Source organism: Sphingomonas sp. BK580 (assembly GCF_014194975.1).
Lineage (GTDB): Bacteria > Pseudomonadota > Alphaproteobacteria > Sphingomonadales > Sphingomonadaceae > Sphingomonas.
The window spans coordinates 33541-56963 of record NZ_JACIAY010000014.1 but is presented as its reverse complement, the minus strand read 5'-3'; the positions used below and the strand labels follow the sequence as shown (position 1 = coordinate 56963).

General features: G+C 72.0%; 24 protein-coding genes. 19 read left to right on the top strand and 5 right to left on the bottom strand.

The window, feature by feature from the left end; translation table 11 throughout:
- Positions 1–154: 154 nt before the first annotated feature.
- The gene (locus tag FHY05_RS19485; RefSeq protein WP_183946097.1) at positions 155–673 is read left to right on the top strand and encodes a GAF domain-containing protein; all 519 of its coding nucleotides are present in this window, start codon (positions 155–157) and stop codon (positions 671–673) included.
- Here the strand turns inward: FHY05_RS19485 and FHY05_RS19480 are convergent.
- Positions 645–1943 carry a M20/M25/M40 family metallo-hydrolase gene (locus FHY05_RS19480; protein ID WP_183946096.1) on the bottom strand — a complete coding sequence of 433 codons (1299 nt, stop codon included), beginning with the start codon at positions 1941–1943 and terminating at the stop codon, positions 645–647. The two genes, FHY05_RS19485 and FHY05_RS19480, sit on opposite strands and share 29 nt — an antisense overlap.
- A gap of 151 nt (positions 1944–2094) precedes the next feature.
- On the opposite strand from FHY05_RS19480, the gene FHY05_RS19475 reads away from it, so the two are divergent.
- Positions 2095–3846, top strand: coding sequence for a long-chain fatty acid--CoA ligase (locus tag FHY05_RS19475; protein WP_183946161.1), 1752 nt, complete (start codon positions 2095–2097; stop codon positions 3844–3846).
- 134 nt (positions 3847–3980) lie between these two features.
- Here FHY05_RS19475 and FHY05_RS19470 read toward each other — a convergent pair whose 3' ends face one another.
- Positions 3981–6950: a pitrilysin family protein gene (locus tag FHY05_RS19470; RefSeq protein WP_183946095.1), complete on the bottom strand. Its 2970-nt coding sequence runs from the start codon at positions 6948–6950 to the stop codon at positions 3981–3983.
- Positions 6951–7125: 175 nt separating this feature from the next.
- Between FHY05_RS19470 and FHY05_RS19465 the strand changes: the two genes are divergently transcribed.
- The 8 genes from FHY05_RS19465 to miaB all read left to right on the top strand — a co-directional run bounded on the left by FHY05_RS19465 (position 7126) and on the right by miaB (position 13412).
- Complete coding sequence (locus tag FHY05_RS19465) at positions 7126–7983, top strand: aspartyl/asparaginyl beta-hydroxylase domain-containing protein (protein ID WP_260181720.1); 858 nt, start codon at positions 7126–7128, stop codon at positions 7981–7983.
- Positions 7984–8207: 224 nt separating this feature from the next.
- Positions 8208–8780: a NifU family protein gene (locus FHY05_RS19460; protein ID WP_183946094.1), complete on the top strand. Its 573-nt coding sequence runs from the start codon at positions 8208–8210 to the stop codon at positions 8778–8780.
- Between the two features lie 44 nt (positions 8781–8824).
- The gene (locus tag FHY05_RS19455) at positions 8825–9415 is read left to right on the top strand and encodes a malonic semialdehyde reductase (protein ID WP_183946093.1); all 591 of its coding nucleotides are present in this window, start codon (positions 8825–8827) and stop codon (positions 9413–9415) included.
- Position 9416: 1 nt separating this feature from the next.
- Positions 9417–10055, top strand: coding sequence for a tRNA (adenosine(37)-N6)-threonylcarbamoyltransferase complex dimerization subunit type 1 TsaB (tsaB, locus tag FHY05_RS22705; protein ID WP_311732532.1), 639 nt, complete (start codon positions 9417–9419; stop codon positions 10053–10055).
- The gene (gene rimI, locus FHY05_RS19450) at positions 10052–10528 is read left to right on the top strand and encodes a ribosomal protein S18-alanine N-acetyltransferase (protein WP_311732531.1); all 477 of its coding nucleotides are present in this window, start codon (positions 10052–10054) and stop codon (positions 10526–10528) included. Before tsaB ends, rimI begins: the two co-directional genes overlap by 4 nt.
- 143 nt (positions 10529–10671) lie before the next feature.
- On the top strand, positions 10672–11091 hold the full coding sequence (locus tag FHY05_RS19445) for a Fur family transcriptional regulator (RefSeq protein WP_132908705.1): 420 nt from the start codon (positions 10672–10674) through the stop codon (positions 11089–11091).
- A gap of 249 nt (positions 11092–11340) precedes the next feature.
- The gene (locus FHY05_RS19440; protein ID WP_311732530.1) at positions 11341–12084 is read left to right on the top strand and encodes a lysophospholipid acyltransferase family protein; all 744 of its coding nucleotides are present in this window, start codon (positions 11341–11343) and stop codon (positions 12082–12084) included.
- Positions 12075–13412, top strand: coding sequence for a tRNA (N6-isopentenyl adenosine(37)-C2)-methylthiotransferase MiaB (gene miaB / locus FHY05_RS19435; RefSeq protein ID WP_183946092.1), 1338 nt, complete (start codon positions 12075–12077; stop codon positions 13410–13412). The genes FHY05_RS19440 and miaB overlap by 10 nt, the downstream gene beginning before the upstream one ends.
- A 138-nt stretch (positions 13413–13550) precedes the next feature.
- On the opposite strand, the gene FHY05_RS19430 is transcribed toward miaB, so the two are convergent.
- Positions 13551–13943, bottom strand: a complete 393-nt coding sequence (locus FHY05_RS19430; RefSeq protein ID WP_183946091.1) for a RidA family protein — start codon at positions 13941–13943, stop codon at positions 13551–13553.
- A 123-nt stretch (positions 13944–14066) separates the two neighbouring features.
- Here FHY05_RS19430 and FHY05_RS19425 point away from each other — a divergent pair, with 123 nt between their 5' ends.
- The 8 genes from FHY05_RS19425 to FHY05_RS19390 all read left to right on the top strand — a co-directional run bounded on the left by FHY05_RS19425 (position 14067) and on the right by FHY05_RS19390 (position 20119).
- Complete coding sequence (locus FHY05_RS19425; protein WP_183946090.1) at positions 14067–14654, top strand: TetR/AcrR family transcriptional regulator; 588 nt, start codon at positions 14067–14069, stop codon at positions 14652–14654.
- 56 nt (positions 14655–14710) lie between these two features.
- A complete protein-coding gene (locus FHY05_RS19420; RefSeq protein WP_183946089.1) occupies positions 14711–15589 on the top strand; it encodes a hypothetical protein in 879 nt (292 codons plus the stop codon).
- A gap of 129 nt (positions 15590–15718) precedes the next feature.
- Entirely contained in the window at positions 15719–16720 is a 1002-nt protein-coding gene (locus FHY05_RS19415; RefSeq protein WP_183946088.1) for a PhoH family protein, read from the top strand.
- 46 nt (positions 16721–16766) lie between these two features.
- The gene (locus tag FHY05_RS19410; RefSeq protein ID WP_183946087.1) at positions 16767–17021 is read left to right on the top strand and encodes a type II toxin-antitoxin system VapB family antitoxin; all 255 of its coding nucleotides are present in this window, start codon (positions 16767–16769) and stop codon (positions 17019–17021) included.
- Positions 17018–17416, top strand: coding sequence for a type II toxin-antitoxin system VapC family toxin (locus tag FHY05_RS19405; RefSeq protein WP_183946086.1), 399 nt, complete (start codon positions 17018–17020; stop codon positions 17414–17416). Before FHY05_RS19410 ends, FHY05_RS19405 begins: the two co-directional genes overlap by 4 nt.
- Position 17417: 1 nt before the next feature.
- Complete coding sequence (ybeY, locus tag FHY05_RS19400; protein WP_183946085.1) at positions 17418–17927, top strand: rRNA maturation RNase YbeY; 510 nt, start codon at positions 17418–17420, stop codon at positions 17925–17927.
- A 9-nt stretch (positions 17928–17936) separates the two neighbouring features.
- Positions 17937–18851 carry a hemolysin family protein gene (locus tag FHY05_RS19395; RefSeq protein ID WP_183946084.1) on the top strand — a complete coding sequence of 305 codons (915 nt, stop codon included), beginning with the start codon at positions 17937–17939 and terminating at the stop codon, positions 18849–18851.
- 317 nt (positions 18852–19168) lie between these two features.
- A complete protein-coding gene (locus tag FHY05_RS19390; protein ID WP_183946083.1) occupies positions 19169–20119 on the top strand; it encodes a DUF1176 domain-containing protein in 951 nt (316 codons plus the stop codon).
- Between the two features lie 114 nt (positions 20120–20233).
- Here the strand turns inward: FHY05_RS19390 and ruvC are convergent, their stop codons facing one another.
- Both ruvC and FHY05_RS19380 read right to left on the bottom strand, forming a co-directional pair.
- Positions 20234–20740: a crossover junction endodeoxyribonuclease RuvC gene (ruvC, locus tag FHY05_RS19385; protein ID WP_183946082.1), complete on the bottom strand. Its 507-nt coding sequence runs from the start codon at positions 20738–20740 to the stop codon at positions 20234–20236.
- Positions 20741–20804: 64 nt separating this feature from the next.
- Positions 20805–21548, bottom strand: a complete 744-nt coding sequence (locus FHY05_RS19380; protein WP_183946081.1) for a YebC/PmpR family DNA-binding transcriptional regulator — start codon at positions 21546–21548, stop codon at positions 20805–20807.
- Between the two features lie 279 nt (positions 21549–21827).
- Here FHY05_RS19380 and FHY05_RS19375 point away from each other — a divergent pair, with 279 nt between their 5' ends.
- Positions 21828–23291 carry an ATP-binding protein gene (locus FHY05_RS19375; protein WP_183946080.1) on the top strand — a complete coding sequence of 488 codons (1464 nt, stop codon included), beginning with the start codon at positions 21828–21830 and terminating at the stop codon, positions 23289–23291.
- The last annotated feature ends 132 nt before the right edge of the window (positions 23292–23423 follow it).

Below are 23423 nucleotides of genomic sequence, written 5' to 3'. Positions count from 1 at the left end.
GGGTGGCCTGGCCGCTGTGCGAGGCGGGCTATGGCCGAGTAGTGGTGCACTGGACGATGCGGGGCTGATCGGCCATCGCGGCGTCGTGGCGGCCCCGCGCCGCCCGGCGTACCCGCCTCTGGCGCGATCCTGGGTGAGCCCCTACGTCGACGCCATGTACGAGTTCGCCGTCGCCGCCGAGTCGAAGCCCCACCTCTTCGACGATCTGTACGCCGCACTGGACGCGCTGACCGGCGGCGAGCCCGACCCGATCGCGAACATGGCCAACGCCGCCGCGCTGCTGTGGCAGTATCTGCCCGAGCTCAACTGGGCCGGCTTCTACCGTCTGATCGGCGACGAGCTGGTGCTCGGCCCGTTTCAGGGCAAAGCGGCGTGCATCCGCATCGCGCTGGGGCGCGGCGTGTGCGGCACCGCTGCGGCCGAGCGGCGCACCCAGCTGGTCGAGGACGTCCACGCCTTCCCCGGCCATATCGCCTGCGACGCCGCGAGCCGGTCGGAGCTGGTGGTGCCGATCGTCCACGAGGGCCGATTGCTCGGCGTGCTCGATCTCGACAGTCCGACGCCCGCACGCTTCGACGCGGAGGACGCGCGCGGCTGCGAGCGGCTGACGGCGCTGCTCGCCCCCCGTCTCGCGGGCGGAGCCGCTACTTCTTCTCGCGACCGGCGAAGGTGACGAGGCTCTCCGCGCCTTCGGCGCCGATCGCCGCCACGCCGAAGAAGTGGTCGTCCACCGGCACGCCGGCGACGTCGAGCGTGGTCCCGGTCGCCTCGCGCGAGTTGCTCCACGCCGCTGCGTCGGCGCGGCGCCAATAGACCTTGTAGCGCGCCGCGCCCGCGACCGGCGCCCAGCTCACCTTGGTGTCGTACGACAGCGCGCCCGATATCGCCGCGCTCGCCGGCGCGGCGGGCGCGGCGGCCAGCCGCGCGATCGTCGCGACGTTGATCGCGGTCACCTTGGCGAGATAGCCGAAGTCCATCCCCTCGATCGTGTCGGCGTAGACGCGTCCGTTCTCGGTGCGCACGTCCTGGTGCTGGCGGTCCCAGTTCTCCGCGGCGACCGAGAAGCGCACCGCGGGATAGCCCTGCTTGAGGAAGGGCTCGTGGTCGCCGCCGCGGCCGAACCGGTCGGGGCGGCGGTCGACGAAGACGCCGAAGCCGCCGGGCAGCGTCGTCGCGACGCCGCCGATCATCTTGGCCAGCGCGCGGCTGGGACCGTCGTCCTCGCCGCCGATGCCGCGCCGCTCGATGGCGTCGGCGAGCGACTCGCTCGCCCGGATACCCTCGGAGAAGACACGGACGTAGCGATCGTTGACCACGCCGCCCTGCCCCAGCGAGTTGCCGACGATGTCGTTGTTGAGCATCGCGTCGACCTGCCAGCCGCGCGCGCGCGCGGTCTCGGCGAGCAGCGTCGCGCCCCACAGCCCCTGCTCCTCGCCCGAGAAAGCGACGTAGACGATGTTGGCACGGAAGCGCTCGCGGTGGAGCAGCCGCGCGGCCTCGAGCACCAGCGCGACGCCGCTGGCGTCGTCGTTGGCGCCGGGCGCGTCGCTGGTGACGTTCATCACGTCGGTGACGCGGCTGTCGATGTGCGCGCCGACGATGACGTAGCGGTTCGGATCGGTGCCGCGCTGGACACCGAGCACGTCCTCGATCACCACGCCGTCGGGCGCGCGCGGGCCGGTGAAGCGGCGGGACAGGCGCTCGGTGGCGATGCAGCCGCCGCAGTCGCGCGACAGCTTGGCGAACTCGCCCGCGACCCAGGTCCGCGCCGCGCCGATGCCGCGCCTCGGGTCGGTCGCCGAGGACAGCGAGTGGCGCGTGCCGAACGAGACGAGCTTCTCGACCGTGGCGCGCTGACGCTCCGGCGACACCGCCTCGCGCGCGGTGGCAGGGGTGGCGAGCGTCAGCGCGAGCAGCGCGGCGGCGGAAAAGCGTAGCGTCATCCGTCGCTTGTGGCGGGCTGCGAGGATCGGCGCAATCACTCGCTGGACGAGGCCGCCGCATCTCAGGCATGACGGCGACAGAACAGGATCGATCAGCGAGAGGAGCGGCGCCATCACTCGACGCCTCGAACATTTCCCCAACCTGGTGACGATGTTCTTCACCCGTGCCGCCGAGAAAGGCGACGCGCCCTTCCTGTGGACCAAGCGCGACGGCGCGTGGCGCGCGACCAGCTGGCGCGAGGCCGCCGAGACGGTGGCGCGGCTCGCCGCCGGGCTGCGCGCGATCGGGCTGGAGCGCGGCGACCGCGTCATGCTGGTGAGCGAGAACCGCCCCGAATGGTGCCTGTCCGACCTCGCGATCATGGCGGCGGGCTGCGTGACGGTGCCGACCTACACGACCAACACCGAGCGCGATCACGCCCACGTCATCGAGAACTCCGGCGCCAAGGCGGTGATCGTCTCGACCGACAAGCTCGCCCGGACGCTGATGCCCGCGATCCTGCGCTCGATCCGCCCGCAGATGCTGATCGGCATCGACCCGATGCGGCTCGGCCAGACGCCGTTCGAGGTGCACGACTGGCGCGCGCTGATCGAGCGCCATCCCGCCGACGTGACCGCCGCCGCCGACCGCGCCGCCGCCGAGCTGGGCCGCGACGATCTCGCCTGCATCATCTACACCTCGGGGACGGGCGGCGCGCCGCGCGGGGTGATGCAGCACCACGGCGCGATCCTGCACAACGTCAACGGCTGCATCGTCATCATCGCCGAGGACTTCGGCTGGGGGGACGAGGTGTTCCTCTCCTTCCTGCCGCTCAGCCACGCCTATGAGCATAGCGGCGGCCAGCACCTGCCGATCGGGCTCGGCGGCCAGATCTATTACGCCGAGGGGCTGGAGAAGCTCGCCAGCAACATCGAGGAGGTGCGCCCCACGATCATGGTGGTGGTGCCGCGCCTGTTCGAGGTGCTGCGGACGCGCATCACCAAGGGGATCGAGAAACAGGGCGGCACGCCGCAGAAGCTGCTGCGGCTCGCGCTCGAGGTCGGCACCAAGCGCTACGAGAAGCGGCTGGGGCTGCGCGACCGGCCCGCCGCGCTGCTGGTCGACACGTTGTTCAAGCGCAAGATCGCGCGCAAGTTCGGTGGCAGGATCAAGGCGATGGTCTCGGGCGGTGCGCCGCTGACGCCCGAGGTGGGCGTGTTCTTCCAGTCGCTCGGCATCTGCTTCCTCCAGGGCTACGGCCAGACCGAGGCGGCGCCGGTGATCTCGTGCAACCGGCCCTCCGCCGGGCTGCGGATGGACTCGGTCGGCCCGCCGCTCGCCGAGACCGAGGTGCGGATCGCCGAGGACGGCGAGATCCTCGTGCGCGGCGAGCTGGTGATGCGCGGCTATTGGCGCAACGAGGCCGAGACCGCGCGCGTGCTCCAGGACGGCTGGCTCCACACCGGCGACATCGGCGAGCTCGACGAACGCGGCCGGATCCGCATCACCGATCGCAAGAAGGACCTGATCATCAACGACAAGGGCGACAATGTCGCGCCCCAGAAGGTGGAGGGCATGCTGACGCTGCAGCCCGAGATCGGCCAGGCGATGATCTACGGCGACCGCCGCCCGCACATGGTCGCGGTGCTGGTGCCCGACCCGGAATGGACCTTCGACTGGACGCGCGCGCAGGGGCGGCGCGATCCGGTGACGCCCGACGACCCGGCCTATCGCGCCGCGCTCCAGGCGGCGGTGGACCGCACCAACAAGGACCTGTCGGTGACCGAGCGCGTGCGCCGCTGGATCGTGGCGGACGAGCCGTTCACGATCGAGAACGAGCAGCTCACCCCCAGCCTCAAGATCCGCCGCCACGTGCTGCGGCAGGTCTATGGCGCGCGGCTGGACGCGCTGTACGGGGGGTGAGGCTGACGGTCGCGCTGGCGACCCGGTGCCCCGGCGAAGGCCGGGGCCCAGTTGGAACTCCTGTCGTGTGTCTCGCCGACGTCTCCCCACTGGGCCCCGGCCTTCGCCGGGGAACTTAGGGCGGAGAGATCGCGCTACTTCGCCGGCGCCCCCCCGAGCGGCGATCCGGGCGGCACCGCCGCCCCCGCCCCGCCCGCGGCCACCTTGGGCACCACCGCCATCGTCCAGTCCTTGTCCGGCCGCAGATATTTGGCCGCGCTCGCCTGGAGCGCCTCGGGCGTGATGCCGGTCATGTCGCCGATCAGGCTCTGGCTCGCCTCGATCCGCTTGGGATCGAACGTGCCGCCCGAGGTCTGGATCAGCCAGAACTGGTTCCCCGACGAGGCGCGCGCCATATATTGCAGCATCGGCACGATCGTGCGGCGCAGCTCGTCGGCGCTGACCGGGGTCGACACCAGCTCGGCCGCGATCTGGCGCGACAGCTGGAAGAACAGCGGCACCTTGTCGGGCGCCACCTTGCCCACCGCGATCAGCCGCCCGCCACCGGGCAACCCCACCGGCCACTGGCTCTGCGCGGTCGGCGAGTAGCTCGCCCCCGCCACCGAACGCAGCCGATCGAACAAGCGGTCCGCGAACACCGCCGCCAGCACGTCGAGCCGGCGCTGCTCGGCATGGTCGGCCGAGCCGCCCCCGGTCGGCCAGGCGATCACCGCGGCGGCCTGGTTGTCGTCGCCGTCATGGGTGCGCATCACCGGCGTGGCGTTGTGCGCGGGGAACCGCACCGGCGCGCCCGTCCCCTCGTTCGCGCGACGTGGCTTGAGCGCGCCGAAGCTCTTGGCGACCGCGGCGATCGCCTCGTCGGCCTTGACGTCGCCGAACACGTCCACCTCGATCGGCCCGGTCGCCAGCAGCGGCTGCCACAGCTTCTTGAAGTCGCGCGCGTTGAGCGCCTGGATCTGCGCCAGCGTCGGCATGCCCCAGCGCGGATCGCCGTCGCGCAGCAGCCCCTCGAGGTCGCGCGCCAGCACGCCGTCCGGCGACGAGTTCAGCCCGGCATATCCCGTCAGCATCGCCGCCCGCGCGCGTGCCACCGGCGCCGCGTCCCAGCGCGGCGCGGCGAGCTTGGCCGCCATCAGCGTGAGATTGTCGGCATAGTCGCTCGGCGTCGTCTGCGCGCCCAGCAGGAAGGCGTCGTCGCCGATGTCGAAGTCGAGCCCCATGCGGCGCCCGGTGGTGAGCGAGTCGAGCGCGCCCTGGTCGAGCGTGCCGATCCCGCTCGCGATCAGCGCGGTCTCGCCAGCCCAGGCGGGAGTCGGCCGGTCGCCCGGCAGCGCCTGATAGCCGCGGCCGAAGCGCACGCGCAGGTAGACGCGCCCGGTCTCGGACGGGTTGGCGTAGATCAGCGCGCGCACGCCGTTGGCGAAGGTCACCTGCTCCATCGGCGGGTCGCCCACCGTGGCACGCGCGGTCGCCTGGCCGGGGGCGCCGAGCTTGGGCACCTTGGAGAAATCGACCGAGCGCTGCTCGGCGCGCTTGCCCGCCAGCTTGGACACGTCGGCGGTGAGCGCGGCGGCCAGCTTGGTCGCGGCGCTGGCGTCGGGCGTGCGCGTGTTGAGCAAAGCGCGCTGGACGTCTCCCTTGAACAGGCGGTTGGTCGATTCGACCATCGCCGCGGGCGTGAACATGCCCTTGGCGCGCGCGTCCTGCAGGATGTCGTAGCTGGTCTTCGGCCCGGCCACGGTCTCGCGGATGTCGAGCGCGTTGACCATGTCGTCGGCCTGCTTCGCGCCCGCCTCGACGCGCGCGGTGTCGACGTCGTTCTTCATCGCCGCGTCGAACTCGGCGAGCTCGCGGTCGACCTCGGCCTGGGTCGGCGGCGTCGCCATCGCGTCCGCCACCACCGCGCGCACGTCCTTGAGCGCCGCCTCCCAGTCGTCGCCGATCGGGATCACGTTGGTGAAGGTGCCGTTGGCCGAGCGCGACACGTCGTCGAGGCTCACCGAGGCCTGGAGGAAACTGCCCCCGGCGCGCGCGCGCGACTCGAGCCGGCGGTTGATCAGCCGTATCGCGAGGAAGTCGACCAGCCGCTTCTGGTTGAAGATGATCGTGTCATCGCGATATTCCCACGGCCGCAGCGTCGCGGTGGCGACCACGGGTGGCAGCGACGGCTCGGCGATCGTCTTGGTCGCGGGCGCCTTGGGATCGGGCTTGCCGAAGTCGGGGTCGGCCGGGTCAGCGCCCTTGCCGGTCCAGGTGCCAAAGTTCTTCACCACCAGGCGGGCGGCGACGTCTGGATCGATGTCGCCCGAGATGATCACCACCGCGCGCGCCGGGCGGTACCATTTGTCGTGGAACGCCTGCACCGTCGCGGGCGTGGCCGCCTCCAGCGTCTTGATCGTGCCGATCGGCGAGCGCTCGGCGAGCGGCTGGCCCGCGAAGAAGGTCTGGCGGATCGCGTCGCCGTAGCGCACCTGCGCGCCCGGCGCCTCGCGCTGCTCGGCCAGCACCGCGGGGCGCTCGGCGGCGAGGCCCGCGTCGGTGATCGCGGGCTCGGCCATCATGCCGGCGAAGATCTTGAGGCTCTCGTCGAGCTTGACGTCGGTCGCCCCGGGCAGGTCGAGCTTGTAGACCGTCTGCGTCGGCGTGGTGGAGGCGTTCGAGTCCGAGCCGAAGGTGGCGCCGAAGCGCTGCCACACGCGCTTCGCCTCGCCGTCAGGCACGTAGCGCGAGCCGCGGAACGACAGATGTTCGATCAGGTGCGCGAAGCCCTGCTCGGCGTCGCTCTCGTACAGCGAGCCCGCGTCGATCCGCACGCGCACCGCCACCTGCCCCGGCGGCACCCCGTTCTTGCGCACCGCGTAGCGCAGCCCGGTCGGCAGCGCACCGAAATGCCACTCGGGATCGGGCGGGATGTCCGATCCCTTGAACAGCCAGGGCGAGGTGTCGACGCGGATCGCCGGCGTCGGCGCCGCCGCGGGCTTGGCTGGCTTGGCGGGAGCCGCCGACGGCCGGCGCACGCGCTGCTGCGCGGGCAGCGGCAGCGACACGGACACGAGCAGGAGGGCGACGAGCGGCTTCGCGAGCACGCGCGCATACGACTTCATACGAAGGCTTGTAGGGCCGCCGCGGCCCGGCGGCAACTCACGCCGGCGAAACGATCCTTTCCCGTGCCCGAGCAAGCCTTTGCCAAGCGGATGCCACGTTTTGGTCGCGATGCGGGTTTAGCCCGACGGGAAGATAGAGCGGCGGCGCGCGCGCCATCGCGACGAGGACGTATCGATGAAGCACGACAGCCGGCTGGCGAAGACGCGGATGTGGCAGGACAGCGGCGATGCCGTCGAACCGGTGCTGGTGCCCGATCTCAACGTGATCTCGGGCGCGCCCGTGCCCGGCGCGACGATGCGGGCCGAGGCCAACCGCCCGCTGCTGATCCGCGTCGGCAAGCACCTGCGCGGCGTGTTCGACCGGCTGATCGCGGGCTCCTCGCTCGTCCCCAACGATCCCGTCCTCGACGTGCGCGATTTCGCCTGGACCGCGCTGCTGCGCGAGCATTGGGAGGCGATCCATGACGAGGCGCGCGCGGTGGCGCTGGTCGGCAACGCCGCGCCCAGCCTGGCGACGATCTCGCCCGACCATCGCGCCATCGCCGAGGTCAACAAGTGGCGCTCCTTCTTCCTGTGGGGCTACGGCTATCCGATCCACGACAATCTGGCGCGCTGCCCGCGCACGCAGAAAGTGATCGAGCAGATCCCGGGCCTCAACTCGGCCTTCTTCTCGATCCTCGCGCCGGGGACTCACATCCCCGACCATCGCGGCGTCACCAAGGGGCTGATCACCTGTCACCTCGGGCTGATCGTGCCGCGCGACGGCGACGTGCGGATGCGCGTCGGCGACCGCGTCGTGCGCTGGGCCGAGGGCGAGACCCTGGTGTTCGACGACACCTACCGTCACGAGGTGTGGAACGACACCGCTGGCACCCGGGTGGTGCTGCTGATCCAGTTCGAGCGCCCGCTGCGCAACCCGGGCAAGTGGGTGGCCGACCTGTTCCTCGGCGCGGTCAAGCGCTCCGCCTTCGTGCAGGAAGCGCGTGCCAACGTCGCCAAGTGGAACGCGGCGGTGCAGCAGCTGGACGGGTAGAGCTTACATCCTCCCCGCTCGCGGGGACGTGGCAGCGCGTCAGCGCTGACGGACGGGGCTCCCAGCGAGCGGGCCGGCTCGTCCGGGACAGCCCCCTCAACCACCGCGCTGACGCGCGGCGGTCCCCCTCGCCGCTATGCGGGGAGGATTTCCGCTCCCGCCCGAAACAATCCCTTTCGCCGCGCCCGCTTGATCCCCCGGCGCGCAGGCGCCACATGCCGGCCATGCTGATCGAGACCGAAGCCACGCCGAACCCGGCGACCGTGAAGTTCCTGCCGGGGCGCATCGTGATGGACGCTGGCACGCGCGACTTCGCCACGCCCGAGGAGGCCGAGGCGAGCCCGCTCGCCACCGCGCTGTTCGATCTGGGCGACGTCACCGGCGTGTTCTTCGGACGCGACTTCGTCTCGGTCACCGCCGCGCCGGGAGTCAGCTGGAGCGAGCTCAAGCCCGACGTGCTCGCGCTTCTGATGGACCATTTCACCGCGCAGATGCCGCTGTTCCGCACCGGCGGCGCGGACTTCAGCGTGCCTGCGGAAGAAGAGAGCTTCACCGACGATCCCGCCGACGCCGACATCGTCGCGCAGATCCGCGAGCTGATCGACACGCGCGTCCGCCCCGCGGTGGCCAATGATGGCGGCGACATCGTCTATCGCGGCTTCGACAAGGGCAAGGTGTTCCTGCGCATGCAGGGCGCCTGCTCGGGCTGCCCCTCGTCGACCGCGACGCTCAAGAACGGCATCGAGCAGCTGCTGCGCCACTATGTCCCCGAAGTGACCGAGGTGCGCGCGGTCTGACGCGCGCGCCCGATCCGCTCCCCTCCCCCATCGACAGGACCGCCATGCCCGCGCTCGACGACGCCGCGCTCGACCAGCTGTTCCGCACCGCGCGCACCTTCAACCACTATCGCGACGAGCCCGTGTCCGAGGCGACGCTGCGCGCGATCTGGGACCTGATGAAGATGGCGCCGACCTCGGCCAACCAGCTGCCCGCGCGGCTGGTGTGGTGCGTGTCGGACGAGGCCAAGGCGCGGCTCGCCGCCGCCTGTTCGGCGACCAACAAGGACAAGGTGCTCGCCGCGCCGGTCAGCGTGGTGATCGGCATGGACACCGAGTTTCACGAGCATCTCCCCACGCTCTTCCCGCACGTCGATGCCAAGAGCTGGTTCGACGGCAACCGCGAGCTGCGCGAGGCCTCGGCCTTCCGCAACTCGTCGCTGCAGGGCGCCTATCTGATCCTGGCGGCGCGCGCGCTGGGGCTCGGGGTCGGGCCGATGTCGGGGTTCGACGCCGGCGCGGTCGACAAGGCCTTCTTCGCCGACACCCCCAACGTCCGCACCAACTTCATCGCCACGCTCGGCTACGGCGATGCCGCGACGCTGCACGAGCGCCTGCCGCGCCCCGCGTTCGAGACGTTCAACCGTCTCGCCTGACGTGCGCGACCGACTGCTCGTCATCGACACCGCCACGGCGGCCTGCTCGGTCGCGCTGTTCGAGCGCGAGCGCCTGGTCGCGGGCGCGCACGAGGAGGTGGGGCGCGGCCATGCCGAGCGGCTGGTGCCGATGATCGCCGGCCTGCCCGACGGCGGTCGCGCCGCGCGCATCCTGGTCGACGTCGGACCCGGCAGCTTCACCGGCATCCGCGTCGGCATCGCCGCGGCGCGCGCGCTCGCGCTGGGCTGGGGTGCGGAGGTGGCGGGCTATGGCGCGCTGGCGCTCGTCGCCGCTGCCGCGCTGGCCGAAAACCCGGCTTCCGCGGCTCTTGCGGTGATCGCCGAAGGCGGGCACGGTGAGGTCTTCATGCAGCGTTTCGCTCGCCCGTTCCGGCCGCTCGACGCGCCCCGTTCGCTCACACCGGCGGCGGCGTTGGCCGAACTCGACGGCGCCGCGGCGATCGGCTCGGGTACGCGCTGGCTCGCCGCGCTCGACGCCGCCGTCGCCGACCGCCCCGCGCTGCCCGACGCGGCGCACGCGCTGCTGCTTCCCGCCACCGAGCGCGCCCTCCCGGCGGTGCCCTTCTACGGCCGCGCGCCCGACGCCAAGCCGCCCGCGCCGCGCGCCGCGGTGCCGTGAGCGCGCGCGTGCGGCTGGTCGAGCTCGCCGCCGGGGGCGCCGCCGACGTCGAGGCGATCGACCGCGTGATGGGCGCCGCCTTCGACCCACGCTACGGCGAGGCATGGACGCGCAGCCAGTGCGTCGGCATCCTGGCCATGCCGGGCGTGTGGCTGACGCTGGCGCGGGTCGAGGGCGCGGTGGTCGGTTTCGCGCTGAGCCGCGCGATCATGGACGAGGCCGAGCTGCTGCTGATCGCCGTCGACCCGGCGCACGCGCGCACCGGCATCGGCGCGACCCTGCTGCGCGGCGTGATCGCTGAGTGCCGCGGGCGCGGGGTCAAGCGGCTCCACCTCGAGGTGCGCGCCAACAATCCCGCGGTGGCGCTCTACGCCGCGCACGGCTTCCGCCGCGCCGGGGTGCGCCGCAACTATTACCGCAGCCGCACCGGCGACACCTTCGACGCGCACACCTACGCGCTCGCGCTGGAGTGAGGCGGACGGCGACTCGCGGCCGCGCATCGCCCGCCGCGCGCGCCCCCTTCCCGCCGGAGCAACCCACTCCGATCACAGCAATTCCCCTAGTTGCGAGTCGCTAGCGCTTTTCGCAACAAGCCGGACGCACTACATAGGCGTCCATGGCTCGTAAGATCGATCTCGAAGCGCTCTGTCAGGAGAAGGGACTGCGCATCACCGAACAGCGGCGCATCATCGCGCGCGTGCTGTCGGAGGCGGAGGACCATCCCGACGTCGAGAAGGTCTACGCCCGCGCCTCGGCGATCGACCCGGGCATCTCGATCGCGACCGTCTACCGGACGGTGCGGCTGTTCGAGGAGGCGGGCATCCTCGACCGCCACGATTTCGGCGACGGCCGCGCGCGCTACGAACCCTCGCCCGAGGCGCATCACGACCATCTGATCGACGTCGAGACCGGCAAGGTGATCGAGTTCGTCGATCCCGAGCTCGAGCTGCTGCAGAAGGCGATCGCCGAGCGGCTCGGCTTCCGCCTGGTCGACCATCGTATGGAATTGTACGGCGTCTCGCTCGCCAAGAAGTGAGGCGGGTGGGGTTGCGGTGATCCGGCCTTATCGCACTCGTCTCGGCGGTTCGCCTGTTGGTGTGATGCGGGCGCGCCGGCACAGCCGACTACCCCGGCGCACGCCGGGGTCCAGGTGGGAAGGCCGTGGTGGCTCAGCCGAGACGTTCCGCAACTGGCTCCCGGCGTTCGCCGGAGTAGAGCTGCCTTCCGTGGATAAGCGAGCGGACGTCACGACGCGCGCTCGCCCCGCTGCCTCATCGCCCCCCGCGTGATCGCCTACCTCCGCCTCGCCGCGCTCGTCGTCTGGCTGCTCCTCGCGCTGCTGCTTCACGGCCTCTGGCGGCTGGTGCGCGCGCGCTCGCCCTGGCCGCGGCGCTTCCTCGGCGTCTCGGCGCGGCTGTTCGGCGCGCGCGTGCGCGTCCTCGGCACGCCGCTGCGACGCGACGCGGTGCTGCTCGCCAACCATCTCAGCTGGCTCGACATCCTCCTGCTCGCCGGCGCCAGCGGCTGCGCCTTCGTGGCCAAGGCCGAGCTGCGCGCGGCACCGCTGGTCGGCTGGCTCTGCACGCTCAACCGCACCGTCTTCGTCCGCCGCGGCGACCGGCTCGGCGTCGCCGACCAGGTCGCCGCGCTGCGCACCGCGCTCGCCCGCGGCCAGCCGGTCGCGATCTTCCCCGAGGGCACGACAAGCGACGGCGCGACGCTGCTGCCGTTCAAGGCCGCGCTGCTCGCCGCGCTCGACCCGCCGCCGCCCGGGCTGATGGTGCAGCCGGTGCGGATCGACTACGAGCCCGCCGCGCGCGCGCTCGCCTGGGTCGGCGACGAACCCGGCACCGCGCACGCGCGCCGCGTGCTGAGCCGGCGCGGCACCTTCGTCGCGACGCTCACCTTCCTCGCTCCCTTCGCCCCCGCCGGCGACCGCAAGGCGATCGCCGCCGAGGCGCGCCGCCGCATCCTGGCCGCGGGTAGCGAGGCGAGCGCGTTTCCGGTAGAGCGCGCGCCATGTCCGTGACTGCCAAGACCCCGCCCCAGACCTTCCACGTCAAGTCGTTCGGCTGCCAGATGAACGTCTATGACGGCGAGCGCATGGCCGAGCTGATGGCGGCCGAGGGGCTGGTCAGCACCGCGGATGCCGACGGCGCCGACCTGGTGGTGCTCAACACCTGCCACATCCGCGAGAAAGCGACCGAGAAGGTCTATTCGGACATCGGCCGGCTGCGCAAGCGCGCGCGCGAGCGCGGCGCGGACGCGCCGATGATCGCGGTGGCGGGGTGTGTCGCCCAGGCGGAGGGCGAGGAGATCGTGCGCCGCGCCAAGGTCGACGTGGTGGTCGGCCCGCAATCCTATCACAACCTGCCCGGCCTGGTCGCGCGCGCCGCGTCCGGGGAGGCCGCGCTCGACACCGACATGCCGCCCGCCTCCAAGTTCGCGAGCCTGCCGGCGCGGCGCCGCGTCGGCGCGAGCGCCTTCCTCACGGTGCAGGAGGGCTGCGACAAATTCTGCACCTATTGCGTCGTGCCCTACACCCGCGGCGCCGAGGTGAGCCGACCCTATGCGGCGATCCTCGACGAGGCGCGCGCGCTGGTCGACGCCGGTGCGCGCGAGATCACGCTGCTGGGGCAGAACGTCAACGCCTGGCGCGACGACGACGGCCGCGGGCTGCACGACCTGATCGTCGCGCTCGACCGGCTGCCGGGGCTGGCCCGGATCCGCTACACCACCAGCCACCCCAACGACATGGCGCAGGGGCTGATCGAGGCGCACCGCGACGTCGAGTCGCTGATGCCCTTCCTCCACCTGCCGGTGCAGGCGGGCAGCGACCGCGTGCTGCGCGCGATGAACCGCGCGCACACGGTCGACGGCTATCTCCGCCTGCTCGACCGCGTCCGCGCGGTGCGGCCCGACATCGCGCTGTCGGGCGACTTCATCGTCGGCTTCCCGGGCGAGACCGAGGGAGAGTTCGCGGAAACGCTGCGGCTGGTCGATCGGGTCGGCTACGCGCAGGCGTTCAGCTTCAAATATTCGCCGCGCCCGGGTACGCCCGCCGCCGACCTCGCCGCGGCCGTGCCGGCGGAGGTGATGGACGAGCGACTGCAGCGGCTGCAGGCGGCGCTCAACCGCGACCAGGCCGCCTTCAACGCCGCCTCGGTCGGGCGGCACTGCACCTTGCTGATCGAACGCCGCGGCAAATTGCCCGGCCAATGGCTCGGCAAGTCGCCGTGGCTCCAGTCGGTCCATCTCGTCGGCGACCATGCGATCGGCGATCTGGTCGAGGTGACGCTCGCCGCGGCGGGGCCGAACTCGTTGACCGGCGCGGTGGCGCTCCGCGACGCGGCCTGAGGCGGTCGATGGAGGGAAGAGGCGGCGTCGCCGTCCCTCGCGCGCGCCGGCGAAAGCCGGGCCGAGTCGAGAGACGCTGGCGAGTCCCACCACGCCTTCGCACCCGCGCCCCGGCCTGTGCCAGGCACGATCGCCGGCCTAGGACCGCAGCCGCGCCACCACCTTGATCTCGAAGTCGAAGCCCGCGAGCCAGGTCACGCCCACCGCGGTCCAGGTCGGGTAGGGCGCGGCGCCGAACACCTCGCCCTTTACCTTCATGATCGTTTCGAACTGCGCCGCCGGATCGGTGTGGAAGGTCGAGACGTCGACCACGTCGTCGAAGCCGAGCCCCGCCGCGCGCAGCACGTTGCCGAGATTGGCGAAGGCGCGCCGAACCTGTGCTTCGAACTCGGGCTCGGGCGAGCCGTCGTCGCGGCTGCCGACCTGGCCGGAGACGAAGAGCAGCTCGCCCGCGCGCACTGCGGGGGAATAGCCGTGCGCGTCGTAGAGCGCATGGCGATGGGGCACGTCGACGACGTCACGATGGCTCATCGGTCTTCTCCTGTGAGGCAGGCACTGGATCGGGCCCGCCCTTCGACATACGCTCCGTAGGTGATCGCATACGCCGCGTATGTCAATCCACATACGCCCCGTATTTGAAGGAGCCGATGCGAGATGGCGGGACGCCGTGCCGAGACCACCGAGGCGAACCGGACGCGACTGATCGCGGCCGCGCGCGCCGCCTTCGCCGCGCATGGCTACGCGGGCGCCTCGATGGACGAGCTGACCGCGGCCGCGGGGCTGACACGCGGCGCGCTCTATCACGGGTTCGGCGACAAGAAGGGCCTGCTCGCCGCCGTGGTCGCGCAGGTCGACGGCGAGATGGCCGCGCGCGCGCGAGCGGCAGCGGCTTCCGCCAGCGACGATTGGGAAGCGCTGCTCGCCGAGGCCGCCGCCTATATCGAGATGGCGCTCGACCCCGAGGTGCGTCGCATCGTGCTGCTCGACGGTCCCGCCGTGCTGGGCGACCCGTCGCGCTGGCCGAGCCAGAACGCCTGCCTCGCCGAGACGCGGGACACCGTCGCGCGCCTCGTCGCGGCCGGGACGATGCGCGCGGTCGACGTCGAGGCGGCGGCGCGGCTGCTGAGCGGTGCCGCGCTCAACGCGGCGCTGTGGGTGGCGGCGAGCGAGGAGCCCGACGTCGCGCTGCCGCGCGCGCTCGACGCCTTCGCGCTGATGGCCGAGGGGCTGCGCGCGCGCTGACCCATGCCGGCGCGAGGCGCTGGACGCGCCCGTGTGTCGCGGCGAGGCTGCGCGGCGTGATCGGCGCGCTTTCCCCGACCCTGACGATCCGCTGCCTCCTCGCCGAGCTGCTCGCCGGCGTGATCGCCGACCTGACCCCGGTGCTCGGCGCGCGGGTCGAGCGGGTGCTGATCTACCTGCTGCTGTTGCGCCGCACGCTCGACGGCGCGCGGCCGACTCCCGTGCTCGGCGTGGGCGAGGCGCTGGCCATGCCGTTCGAGACCGCGCGTCGTCACGTCGCCGCGGTCGCCGCCGCGGGGCGCTGTCGCCGCGTCGCGGGCGGGATGATCGTCGCGGGCCGGCCACTGGACGATCCAGCGCTCGGGCCGTCGCTCGCGCGCGTCCACGACCGCGCCGTCGCCCTGGTCGAGCGGCTCGCCGCGGCGGCGTTGCTTCCCGAGCTCAGCGCGGCGCCGGGGGAGTATGACTGGGTCGAAGGGCTGGGCGTCGCGGCCGATCTCACGCTCGCGATCGCGGCGGCGGAACGGTCGCGCTGTGCCAAGCCGCTCGACCGGGTGCTGCTCGCCGCGTTACTGGCGGGAAATGCCGCGGCGATCACGGCTGATCCCGCCTTGTTCCGCCGCGCCGCGCCGCCGCACCAGCTCACGCCGGCGTGGCAGCCGGTGCGCGGCCGCCTCGTCGCGGAGGCACTCCATTTGCCGGAGGCGACGGTGCGGCGGCGGTTCGTCCACCTCGGCGCCGCGGTGGAGGTGACCGCCGCGGGCCTCGCGCTGCGCCCCGACTGGCTCAGCGATGCCGCCGGCGAGGCAGTCGGCGTGGAACTGCACGCCGCGCTGCGCCGCCACCTCGCGCAGTTCGCCCGGCACAAGTTCCCGCTCGACGCGGTCGCCACGGCGTACCGTCGCGGCACGCCGGGGAAGCTCGATTTCGGTTAAAGGCGCGCGCGATTTCGACTTGTCCGCCGCGTCGCGCCTGCCACACTCGGCGGCGATGCCATTGCGTCACCGCCCCTCGCGCCTATCTCCCGCCTCAACCGGCGCGTCCGTCGCCGTGCAAGGAGCCGCATGAGCCGAAAGCCCGTTCCCGCCCAATCCGGCGAGCGTTCCCGCGTCGAGCTGTTGTTCGACAAGCCCCAGCTGCTCAGCCAGCTGTTCGGCCAGTATGACCAGCATCTGGTGGCGCTCGAGAACCGGCTCGGCGTGTATATCACCGCGCGCGGCAACCGCGTCGGGCTGGAGGGAACCGCCGAGCAGGTCGCGCTCGCGCGCGACACGCTCAACGATCTGTACCACCGCATCCAGCGCGGCGAGGAGGTCGACACCGGACTGGTCGACGCCGCGATCGCGATGGCGGCCGAGCCGGTGCTCGACGGCATCATCCGCGCCGATTCGGGCAGCGGCGCCCCCTCGGTGATGATCCGCACGCGCAAGAAGACGATCGTGCCGCGCACGCCCGCGCAGGCGCATTACATGCGCGAGCTCACCTCGCACGAGATGATCTTCGCGCTCGGCCCGGCGGGCACCGGCAAGACCTATATCGCGGTGGCGCAGGCGGTGTCGCAGCTGATCTCGGGCAGCGTGCAGCGGCTGATCCTGTCGCGCCCCGCGGTCGAGGCGGGCGAGAAGCTCGGCTTCCTGCCCGGCGACATGAAGGAGAAGGTCGATCCCTATCTCCGCCCGCTGTACGACGCGCTGCACGACTGCCTCCCCGCCGAGCAGGTCGAGCGCCGCATCGCCAGCGGCGAGATCGAGATCGCGCCGATCGCCTTCATGCGCGGCCGCACGCTGGCGGACGCCTTCGTGATCCTCGACGAGGCGCAGAACACCACCCCGGCGCAGATGAAGATGTTCCTCACCCGCTTCGGCCAGAACAGCCGGATGGTGATCTGCGGCGACCCCAACCAGACCGACCTGCCCGGCGGCGTCGCGGCGAGCGGGCTGGCCGACGCCACCTTCCGGCTGGAGGGCGTGGAGGGCATCTCTTTGTGCCGCTTCACCGCGGGCGACGTGGTGCGGCATCCGATCGTCGGGCGGATCGTGGAGGCGTATGAGGGCCGCGACGCTTGATGCGGCGGGATATCCTTCTTACCTCGACGGGATATACGGGGGCATCATGGGTGCGTTGTATATCAAGAACGACGAGACCGCCGATCTGGCACGCGAGGTGGCGGAGCTGCTGCACGTCACCAAGACCGCGGCGGTACATGACGCGCTGCTGCACCGACGAGACGCGCTGAGGGCGGAGCGCGGGCGCACCAATCATGAGCGGCTCGACGCGTGGCGGGCCGCGCATCCGCTCGGCGAGGCGACCGGGCGCGAGGCGGACAAGGCGTTCTACGACTCGCTTAACGACGAGGACGGCGGTTGACCGTCTTCCTCGACGCCTCGGCGCTGGTGGCGATCGCGGCGGGGGAGCCGGACGCGCGCGAGCTGGAGGCTAACTTCGGCGCGGCAGAGCGACGGCTCTCCTCTCCGATCGCGCTCTGGGAGGCGGCGCGCGCGGTGGCGCACAAGCGAACGATATCGATCGACGTCGCCTACGCGGAGTTGACGACGCTGTTGCACGCGTTCGCGATCGATCTCGTCACGATCGGCGAGACGGAGGCGGTCGCGGCGATCGCGGCCCACGCCCGCTACGGCAAGGACACCGGTCACCCCGCACGACTCAACATGGGCGATTGTTTCGCTTACGCTTGCGCCGCGACACACCATGCCGCCCTGCTCTACAAGGGCGACGATTTCTCGCACACGGACCTCGCCTGACATGATCCACGTCGAACTCACCCGCGAGGAATCCTGGCCCGACGAGGCGTGGGAGCAGCGCGCGCTCGCCGCCGCCCGCGCCGCGGTGGCGCACACCCCGCACGGCGAACTGCTCACCACCCGCGCCGCGGTGGAGGTGAGCGTACGGCTCACCGACGACGCCGAGGTCCACGCGCTCAACCGCCAGTATCGCGGCAAGGACAAGCCCACCAACGTGCTGTCCTTCCCGATGGTGCAGCCCGACCTGCTCGCCACCGTCAGCCAGAACTCGGACGACGGCGAGCTGCTGCTCGGCGACATCGTGCTGGCGCACGGCGTCTGCACGCGCGAGGCGGCCGAGCGCGGGATCGCCGTCGGCGATCACTTCACCCACCTTGTGGTGCACGGCACGCTGCATCTGCTAGGCTATGACCACATGAACGACGAAGAGGGGGACGCGATGGAGGAGATCGAGCGCGCCGCGCTGGCCGACCTCGGCGTCGCCGACCCCTATCTCATACGCGAGGACTGACGAACGGCGATGGCCGACGACCGAAGTAGCGCCGGCAGCGGCGACCACCATCACGAACCCGGCATCTGGTCGGGGTTGCGCAACCTCATCTTCGGCGAACCGCACGAGGCGACGCTGCGCGAGGTGCTCGAGAAGGCGATCGACCGTTACGAGGAAGACCCGGCGCCCGATCTGAAGGGCGATCTCACCCCGCTCGAGCGCCAGATGGTGCGCAACCTGCTCCACTTCAGCGAGCGCGATGCCGGCGGCATCGGCGTGCCGCGCGCCGACGTGGTGGCGGTGGAGGAGGCGACCAGCTTCGCGCATCTGGTCGAGGTGTTCGCCGAGGCGGGGGTGAGCCGCCTGCCGGTCTATCGCGAGAACCTCGATCACATCATCGGCATGGTCCATATCAAGGACGTGTTCGCGATCCTCGCGCGTGGCGGCGAGCCGCCCGAGACGATCGCGACGCTGATCCGCCAGCCGCTGTACGTGCCGATGAGCCGCGGCGCGCTCGACCTGCTCGCCGATATGCGCCAGTCGCGTATCCATCTCGCGGTGGTGCTCGACGAATATTCCGGCACCGAGGGGCTGGTCACGATCGAGGACCTGATCGAGGAGATCGTCGGCGAGATCGAGGACGAGCATGACGACGCCCCCGAGGTGCTGCTCGTCCCGCTCGACGGTGGCGCCTGGGAGGCCGACGCGCGGGTCGAGCTGGAGGATGTCGGCGAGACCGTCGACGCGCGGCTCGCCGAGGCGGAGAGCGACGTCGACACGATCGGCGGGCTCGCCGCGGTGCTCGCCGGGCGCGTGCCGGAGGCGGGCGAGTGCGTCGATCACCCGAGCGGCTGGCGGATCGAGGTGGTCGACGCCGACTCGCGCCGGATCAACCGGCTGCGTCTCCATCCCCCGGTCCCGGAGCCGGAAGACGTCGACGCCTGAGGCGGGCCGCGACGAACCGAGTCGCGGATGATCGCGAGGGCCTTGCCGAGTGACCGCCGGGTGAGCTAGCGCGACGCCGACGGTTCGGGGGCGGTGCGCCGCCCTCCACGCGCAACCGACCAAGTCAGCCCTTCGGGTCGCCCGACAGGCAGCTCGGTCGGGGGTCGCCGGCGTGCCCCCCACGTCGGCGGCCCAACCCTGGAGGTTCGTCACCGCGGTCGGAGCGCCTTCGTCGCCATCCTTCTCAACAAAATGTTAAGCTTGCTGCGCTCTAATCGCCGGCGCCCCGCGCCTGGCGCGGGGATCGGAGGTGTTCGATGGCGTCTCTCCTCGCCGCGCTGCTGCTCCAGGCAGCGGTGCCGTCCGCGCTGGCCACGTACGAGGACTGGATCCTCGGCTGCGACAATCTACGCGCCTGTCACGCGCTCGCCCGCGACAGCGGCGGGATCGAGCCGCGGCTGCGACTGGTGCTGCGGCGCGACGGCGCTGCCGCGGCGGCGACGCGGCTCGAGGTGCCGCTTCCCGCCAGCGTCAGCGCCGGCAACCGCGTGACGCTCGCGGTCGACGGCCGACCGCTCGCCCAGTTGATCGCGCCGGGCGGCGGCGCGGGCCTCGCGCTGCCGTTCGAGGGCAAGGTCGCGGCAGCGCTGCTGCGCGGCCGGCGCGTGACGCTGGTCGCCGCGAAGCGGCACGTGCTCGCCGGCGCCTCGCTCGTGGGGCTCGGCGCCACGCTGCGCGCGATCGACGCGGCGCAGGGGCGCGAGGGGAGCATGGTCGCGCTCGTCCCGCCCGCGCGCGGCAGCGCGGCCATGCCGATCTCGACCGTGCCGCCGCTCCCCGTGGTCGACCAACCCGAGGTGACCGGTGCGGCGCCGCGCCGCTTCTCCGCCAAGGACGCGCGCAGGCTGCTCGGCCGCGCCGCCGCCGAGTGCGCGGCGGCACGGACGTGGCGGCTGGACGCCGTGCACACGCTGCTGGCGCTCGACCCCGGCTGCGCCGCGACGCACGGCCTCGCCGGACTGTACGTGCTGCCGCCGAAGGGGGCGGCCGTCGCGGCGACGACCGATCGCGCGCCCGCCGCAACGTCACCGGCCTGGGATCCGGCGCGGCGCCGCCTGGTCAGCGCGCTGGGCCCGTTGCGGCAGGAATATGCCTGGGACGGCGCGCGCTTCCGTCTGGTGCTCGAGCAGCACGACGCCGCGCTACCGGATGCCAGCGGCGGTGAGGACGTGATCACGACGTGGCGCGCCACGGTGGCGGTGCACTGAACGCCGCCGACACCTGCCGCTCGTGTCTGATCCCGCCCAGTTGCCCCCCGAAAGCGTCGATGACCTCGGGGCTCCGGCGGAGGCCGGAGCACGCCGTGCGAGGTGGATCAGTCGCTAGGCCGTCACCCGCGCGCGGCGGCGCATCCCCTCGGCGCTGGCGAGATGGTGCGCGTGGGTGATCGCCACCGCCAGCGCGTCGGCGGCGTCGGGGCCGGCGAGCCTGGCACCGGGCAGCAGCACCGCCATCATCGCCTGGATCTGGCGCTTCTCCGCGCCGCCGGTGCCGACCACCGCCTTCTTCACGGTGGAGGGATGATATTCGCCGATCGCCAGCCCCGCCCCTGCCGCGGCGAGCAGCACCACGCCGCGCGCCTGCCCCAGCTTGAGCGTCGACTGCGCGTTGGTGTTGCCCAGCACCTCCTCGACCGCGGCCGAGTCGGGGCGCTCGGTCAGGATCACGTCGGTCAGCGCGGCGTGGAGGTTGGACAGGCGACGCGGCAGCGGCATCGACGGGTCGGTGCGGATCTGCCCGTTGGCGACGTGGCTCAGCCGGTTGCCGTCGGCGTGGATCACGCCCCAGCCAGTGGTGCCGAGGCCGGGATCGAGCCCGAGGATGATCATGCTCTCAGGTCCTCCCCGCATGGCGGGGAGGGTCTTGACCTCTCCGCCGGCGGTGAGGCCGTCGTCAACCCAGCTTCTCCATCACCGCGTCGGAGACCTCGTAATTGCCCCACACGGTCTGCACGTCGTCGTCGTCGTCGAGCGCGTCGATCAGCTTGAACAGCGTCGTCGCCTCGTCCTCGCCGACCTCGACCATCGTCTGCGGGCGCCACGCGAGCTTGGCGCCCTCCGCCTCGCCCAGCACCGGCTCCAGCGCCTTGGCCACCTCGTGCAGGTCGGCGACCGCAGTCCAGATCTCATGGCCCTCGTCGCTCGAGGTGACGTCTTCGGCGCCCGCCTCGAGCGCGGCCTCGAACACCTTCTCGGCGTCGCCCGCGCTCGCTGGATAGGTGATCAGCCCGACGCGGTCGAAGGCGTGGCTGACCGACCCGCTCGCGCCGAGATTGCCGCCGTTCTTCGACACCGCGGTGCGCACGTTGGTGGCGGTGCGGTTGCGGTTGTCGCTCAGCGCCTCGATGATCAGCGAGACGCCGCCGGGACCGAAGCCCTCGTAGCGGATCTCCTCGTAATTCTCGGTGTCCCCCTTGCTGGCCTTGTCGATCGCGCGCTGGATATTGTCCTTGGGCATCGACTGCGCCTTGGCAGCGTTCACCGCGGCGCGCAGGCGCGGGTTCATGTCGGGATCGGGCAGACCCATCTTGGCCGCCACCGTGATCTCGCGGCTGAGCTTGGAGAACATGCCCGAGCGCTTCTTATCCTGCGCACCCTTGCGGTGCATGATGTTCTTGAATTTGGAATGGCCTGCCATGACTGCCTCTAGCGGGTAATCTCGAGCCTTTATCCCGCACGGGCGCGCGATGCCAGTGCGGGGCGCGAGGCGCCTCGCCGAGGGACACTCCCCTACCATCCGCCTCCACCCCGGCGCATGCCGGGGTCCAGGCGGGAAGGCCGACGTGAGGACCGCAACGTGCCCCAACTGGGCCTCGGCGTGCGCCGGGGTGGAGGCGAGCGGTCGCGGGCGACTACCCACCTCCTCTCCATCATCGCGCTTGCCCCGACTCCGCCGCATCGGGCACAGGCGGAGGCAATGACCGTCAGCGTGGACATGGGCACCGATACGTCGGGCGCGCCCGTGACAATGGATCTCGAGGAACTGCTCGCCACCCGCTTGCTCGTCCAGGGCAATTCGGGCTCGGGCAAGTCGCACCTGCTGCGTCGGCTGCTCGAGGGCTCGGCCGGGCAGGTGCAGCAGGTCGTGATCGATCCCGAGGGTGATTTCGTCACGCTGTCCGAGCGCTACGGCCATGTCGTGATCGAGGGCGCGGACTATGCCGAGCGCGAGATCGCGCGCATCGCCGCGCGCCTGCGCGAGCATCGCGCCAGCGTCGTGCTCAGCCTCGAGGGCTTGGAGGCGGAGGGCCAGATGCGCTGCGCGGCCGGCTTCCTCGGCGCTTTGTTCGACGCGCCGCGCGAGCATTGGTATCCCGCGCTCGTGGTGGTCGACGAGGCGCAGCTGTTCGCCCCCACCACCGGCGGCGAGGTGGCCGAGGACGTGCGCCGCGCCTCGCTCTCGGCGATGACCAACCTGATGTGCCGCGGCCGCAAGCGCGGGCTCGCCGGGGTGATCGCGACGCAGCGACTCGCCAAGCTCGCCAAGAACGTCGCCGCCGAGGCGAGCAACTTCCTGATGGGGCGCACCTTCCTCGACATCGACATGGCGCGCGCGGCGGACCTCCTCGGCATGGAGCGGCGCCAGGCCGACGTGATCCGCGACCTCGCGCGCGGCACCTTCCTGGCGCTCGGCCCCGCGGTGTCGCGCCGCCCGGTGACGGTGAAGATCGGCGCGGTGGAGACGCAGGCGCGCAGCGGCAGCCCCAAGCTGGTGCCGCTGCCCAAGGCGGACAGCGTCGACGTCCAGGCGCTGCTCGACGTCACCCCCGAGGCGGCGCCGTCGCTGCCGCTCTCCTTCGACCCGCGCCCGCGCCGCGTGCCGAGCGAGGAGCTGCTCGCCGATCTCGCCGCGCCGCCCGCGCCGAATGTGCCCGCGCCCGCGCTGCCCGACCGTTCCGAGGAGGAGGTGGAGGAAGTCTACGCCGAGGTGCTGCGCGCGATCGTCGCCGACGCGGAGAGCGCGGGACGGCCCGCGGCGGTGCTGTTCCAGGACTTCCAGGTGCGCTGCCGCATGACGGGGGTAGCGCGCCCGGCGCTCGACCTCGCTGCCTTCAGCCGCCGGCTGTCGTGCGCGCGCGCGGGCATCTTCACCCCGCACGCGGAGGAATGGGCGAGCGCGCTGGCGCTGGCGCAGGGGCTGCCCGACGACATGCTCGGCGCCTTCCTGCTGGTGGCCAAGGCGGCGCGCGACGGCGAGCCGTGCCCGTCCGACGAGGCGATCGCACACACCTATGGGACGAGCTCGCTCGGACGAGTGAAGCGGCTGATCGGCTATATCGAGAGCCGCGACCTGTTCGTCACCCGCACCGACATGGCGGGCAAGCGCTCGATCACGATCCCGCATCTGGGATGGACGACCGGGGCGGCGGAGGCGGCTTAGGGGGCGGACCGATGCTCCCCTCCCCTTCAGGAGAGGTGTGGGGTGTGGGGTGTGGAGCGGGTCCGCGAACGCCGCGCCTGCGGAAGCGCCCCACCCCGACCCTGCCCCTGAAAGGGAACGACTTACGCGATT

Coding starts and splice junctions, on each gene's coding strand:
- FHY05_RS19485 (WP_183946097.1), top strand. CDS start 155: ATGTACGAGTTCGCCGTCGCCGCCGAGTCGAAGCCCCACCTCTTCGAC.
- FHY05_RS19480 (WP_183946096.1), bottom strand. CDS start 1,943: ATGACGCTACGCTTTTCCGCCGCCGCGCTGCTCGCGCTGACGCTCGCC.
- FHY05_RS19475 (WP_183946161.1), top strand. CDS start 2,095: ATGTTCTTCACCCGTGCCGCCGAGAAAGGCGACGCGCCCTTCCTGTGG.
- FHY05_RS19470 (WP_183946095.1), bottom strand. CDS start 6,950: ATGAAGTCGTATGCGCGCGTGCTCGCGAAGCCGCTCGTCGCCCTCCTG.
- FHY05_RS19465 (WP_260181720.1), top strand. CDS start 7,126: ATGAAGCACGACAGCCGGCTGGCGAAGACGCGGATGTGGCAGGACAGC.
- FHY05_RS19460 (WP_183946094.1), top strand. CDS start 8,208: ATGCTGATCGAGACCGAAGCCACGCCGAACCCGGCGACCGTGAAGTTC.
- FHY05_RS19455 (WP_183946093.1), top strand. CDS start 8,825: ATGCCCGCGCTCGACGACGCCGCGCTCGACCAGCTGTTCCGCACCGCG.
- FHY05_RS19445 (WP_132908705.1), top strand. CDS start 10,672: ATGGCTCGTAAGATCGATCTCGAAGCGCTCTGTCAGGAGAAGGGACTG.
- miaB (WP_183946092.1), top strand. CDS start 12,075: ATGTCCGTGACTGCCAAGACCCCGCCCCAGACCTTCCACGTCAAGTCG.
- FHY05_RS19430 (WP_183946091.1), bottom strand. CDS start 13,943: ATGAGCCATCGTGACGTCGTCGACGTGCCCCATCGCCATGCGCTCTAC.
- FHY05_RS19425 (WP_183946090.1), top strand. CDS start 14,067: ATGGCGGGACGCCGTGCCGAGACCACCGAGGCGAACCGGACGCGACTG.
- FHY05_RS19415 (WP_183946088.1), top strand. CDS start 15,719: ATGAGCCGAAAGCCCGTTCCCGCCCAATCCGGCGAGCGTTCCCGCGTC.
- FHY05_RS19410 (WP_183946087.1), top strand. CDS start 16,767: ATGGGTGCGTTGTATATCAAGAACGACGAGACCGCCGATCTGGCACGC.
- ybeY (WP_183946085.1), top strand. CDS start 17,418: ATGATCCACGTCGAACTCACCCGCGAGGAATCCTGGCCCGACGAGGCG.
- FHY05_RS19395 (WP_183946084.1), top strand. CDS start 17,937: ATGGCCGACGACCGAAGTAGCGCCGGCAGCGGCGACCACCATCACGAA.
- FHY05_RS19390 (WP_183946083.1), top strand. CDS start 19,169: ATGGCGTCTCTCCTCGCCGCGCTGCTGCTCCAGGCAGCGGTGCCGTCC.
- ruvC (WP_183946082.1), bottom strand. CDS start 20,740: ATGATCATCCTCGGGCTCGATCCCGGCCTCGGCACCACTGGCTGGGGC.
- FHY05_RS19380 (WP_183946081.1), bottom strand. CDS start 21,548: ATGGCAGGCCATTCCAAATTCAAGAACATCATGCACCGCAAGGGTGCG.
- FHY05_RS19375 (WP_183946080.1), top strand. CDS start 21,828: ATGACCGTCAGCGTGGACATGGGCACCGATACGTCGGGCGCGCCCGTG.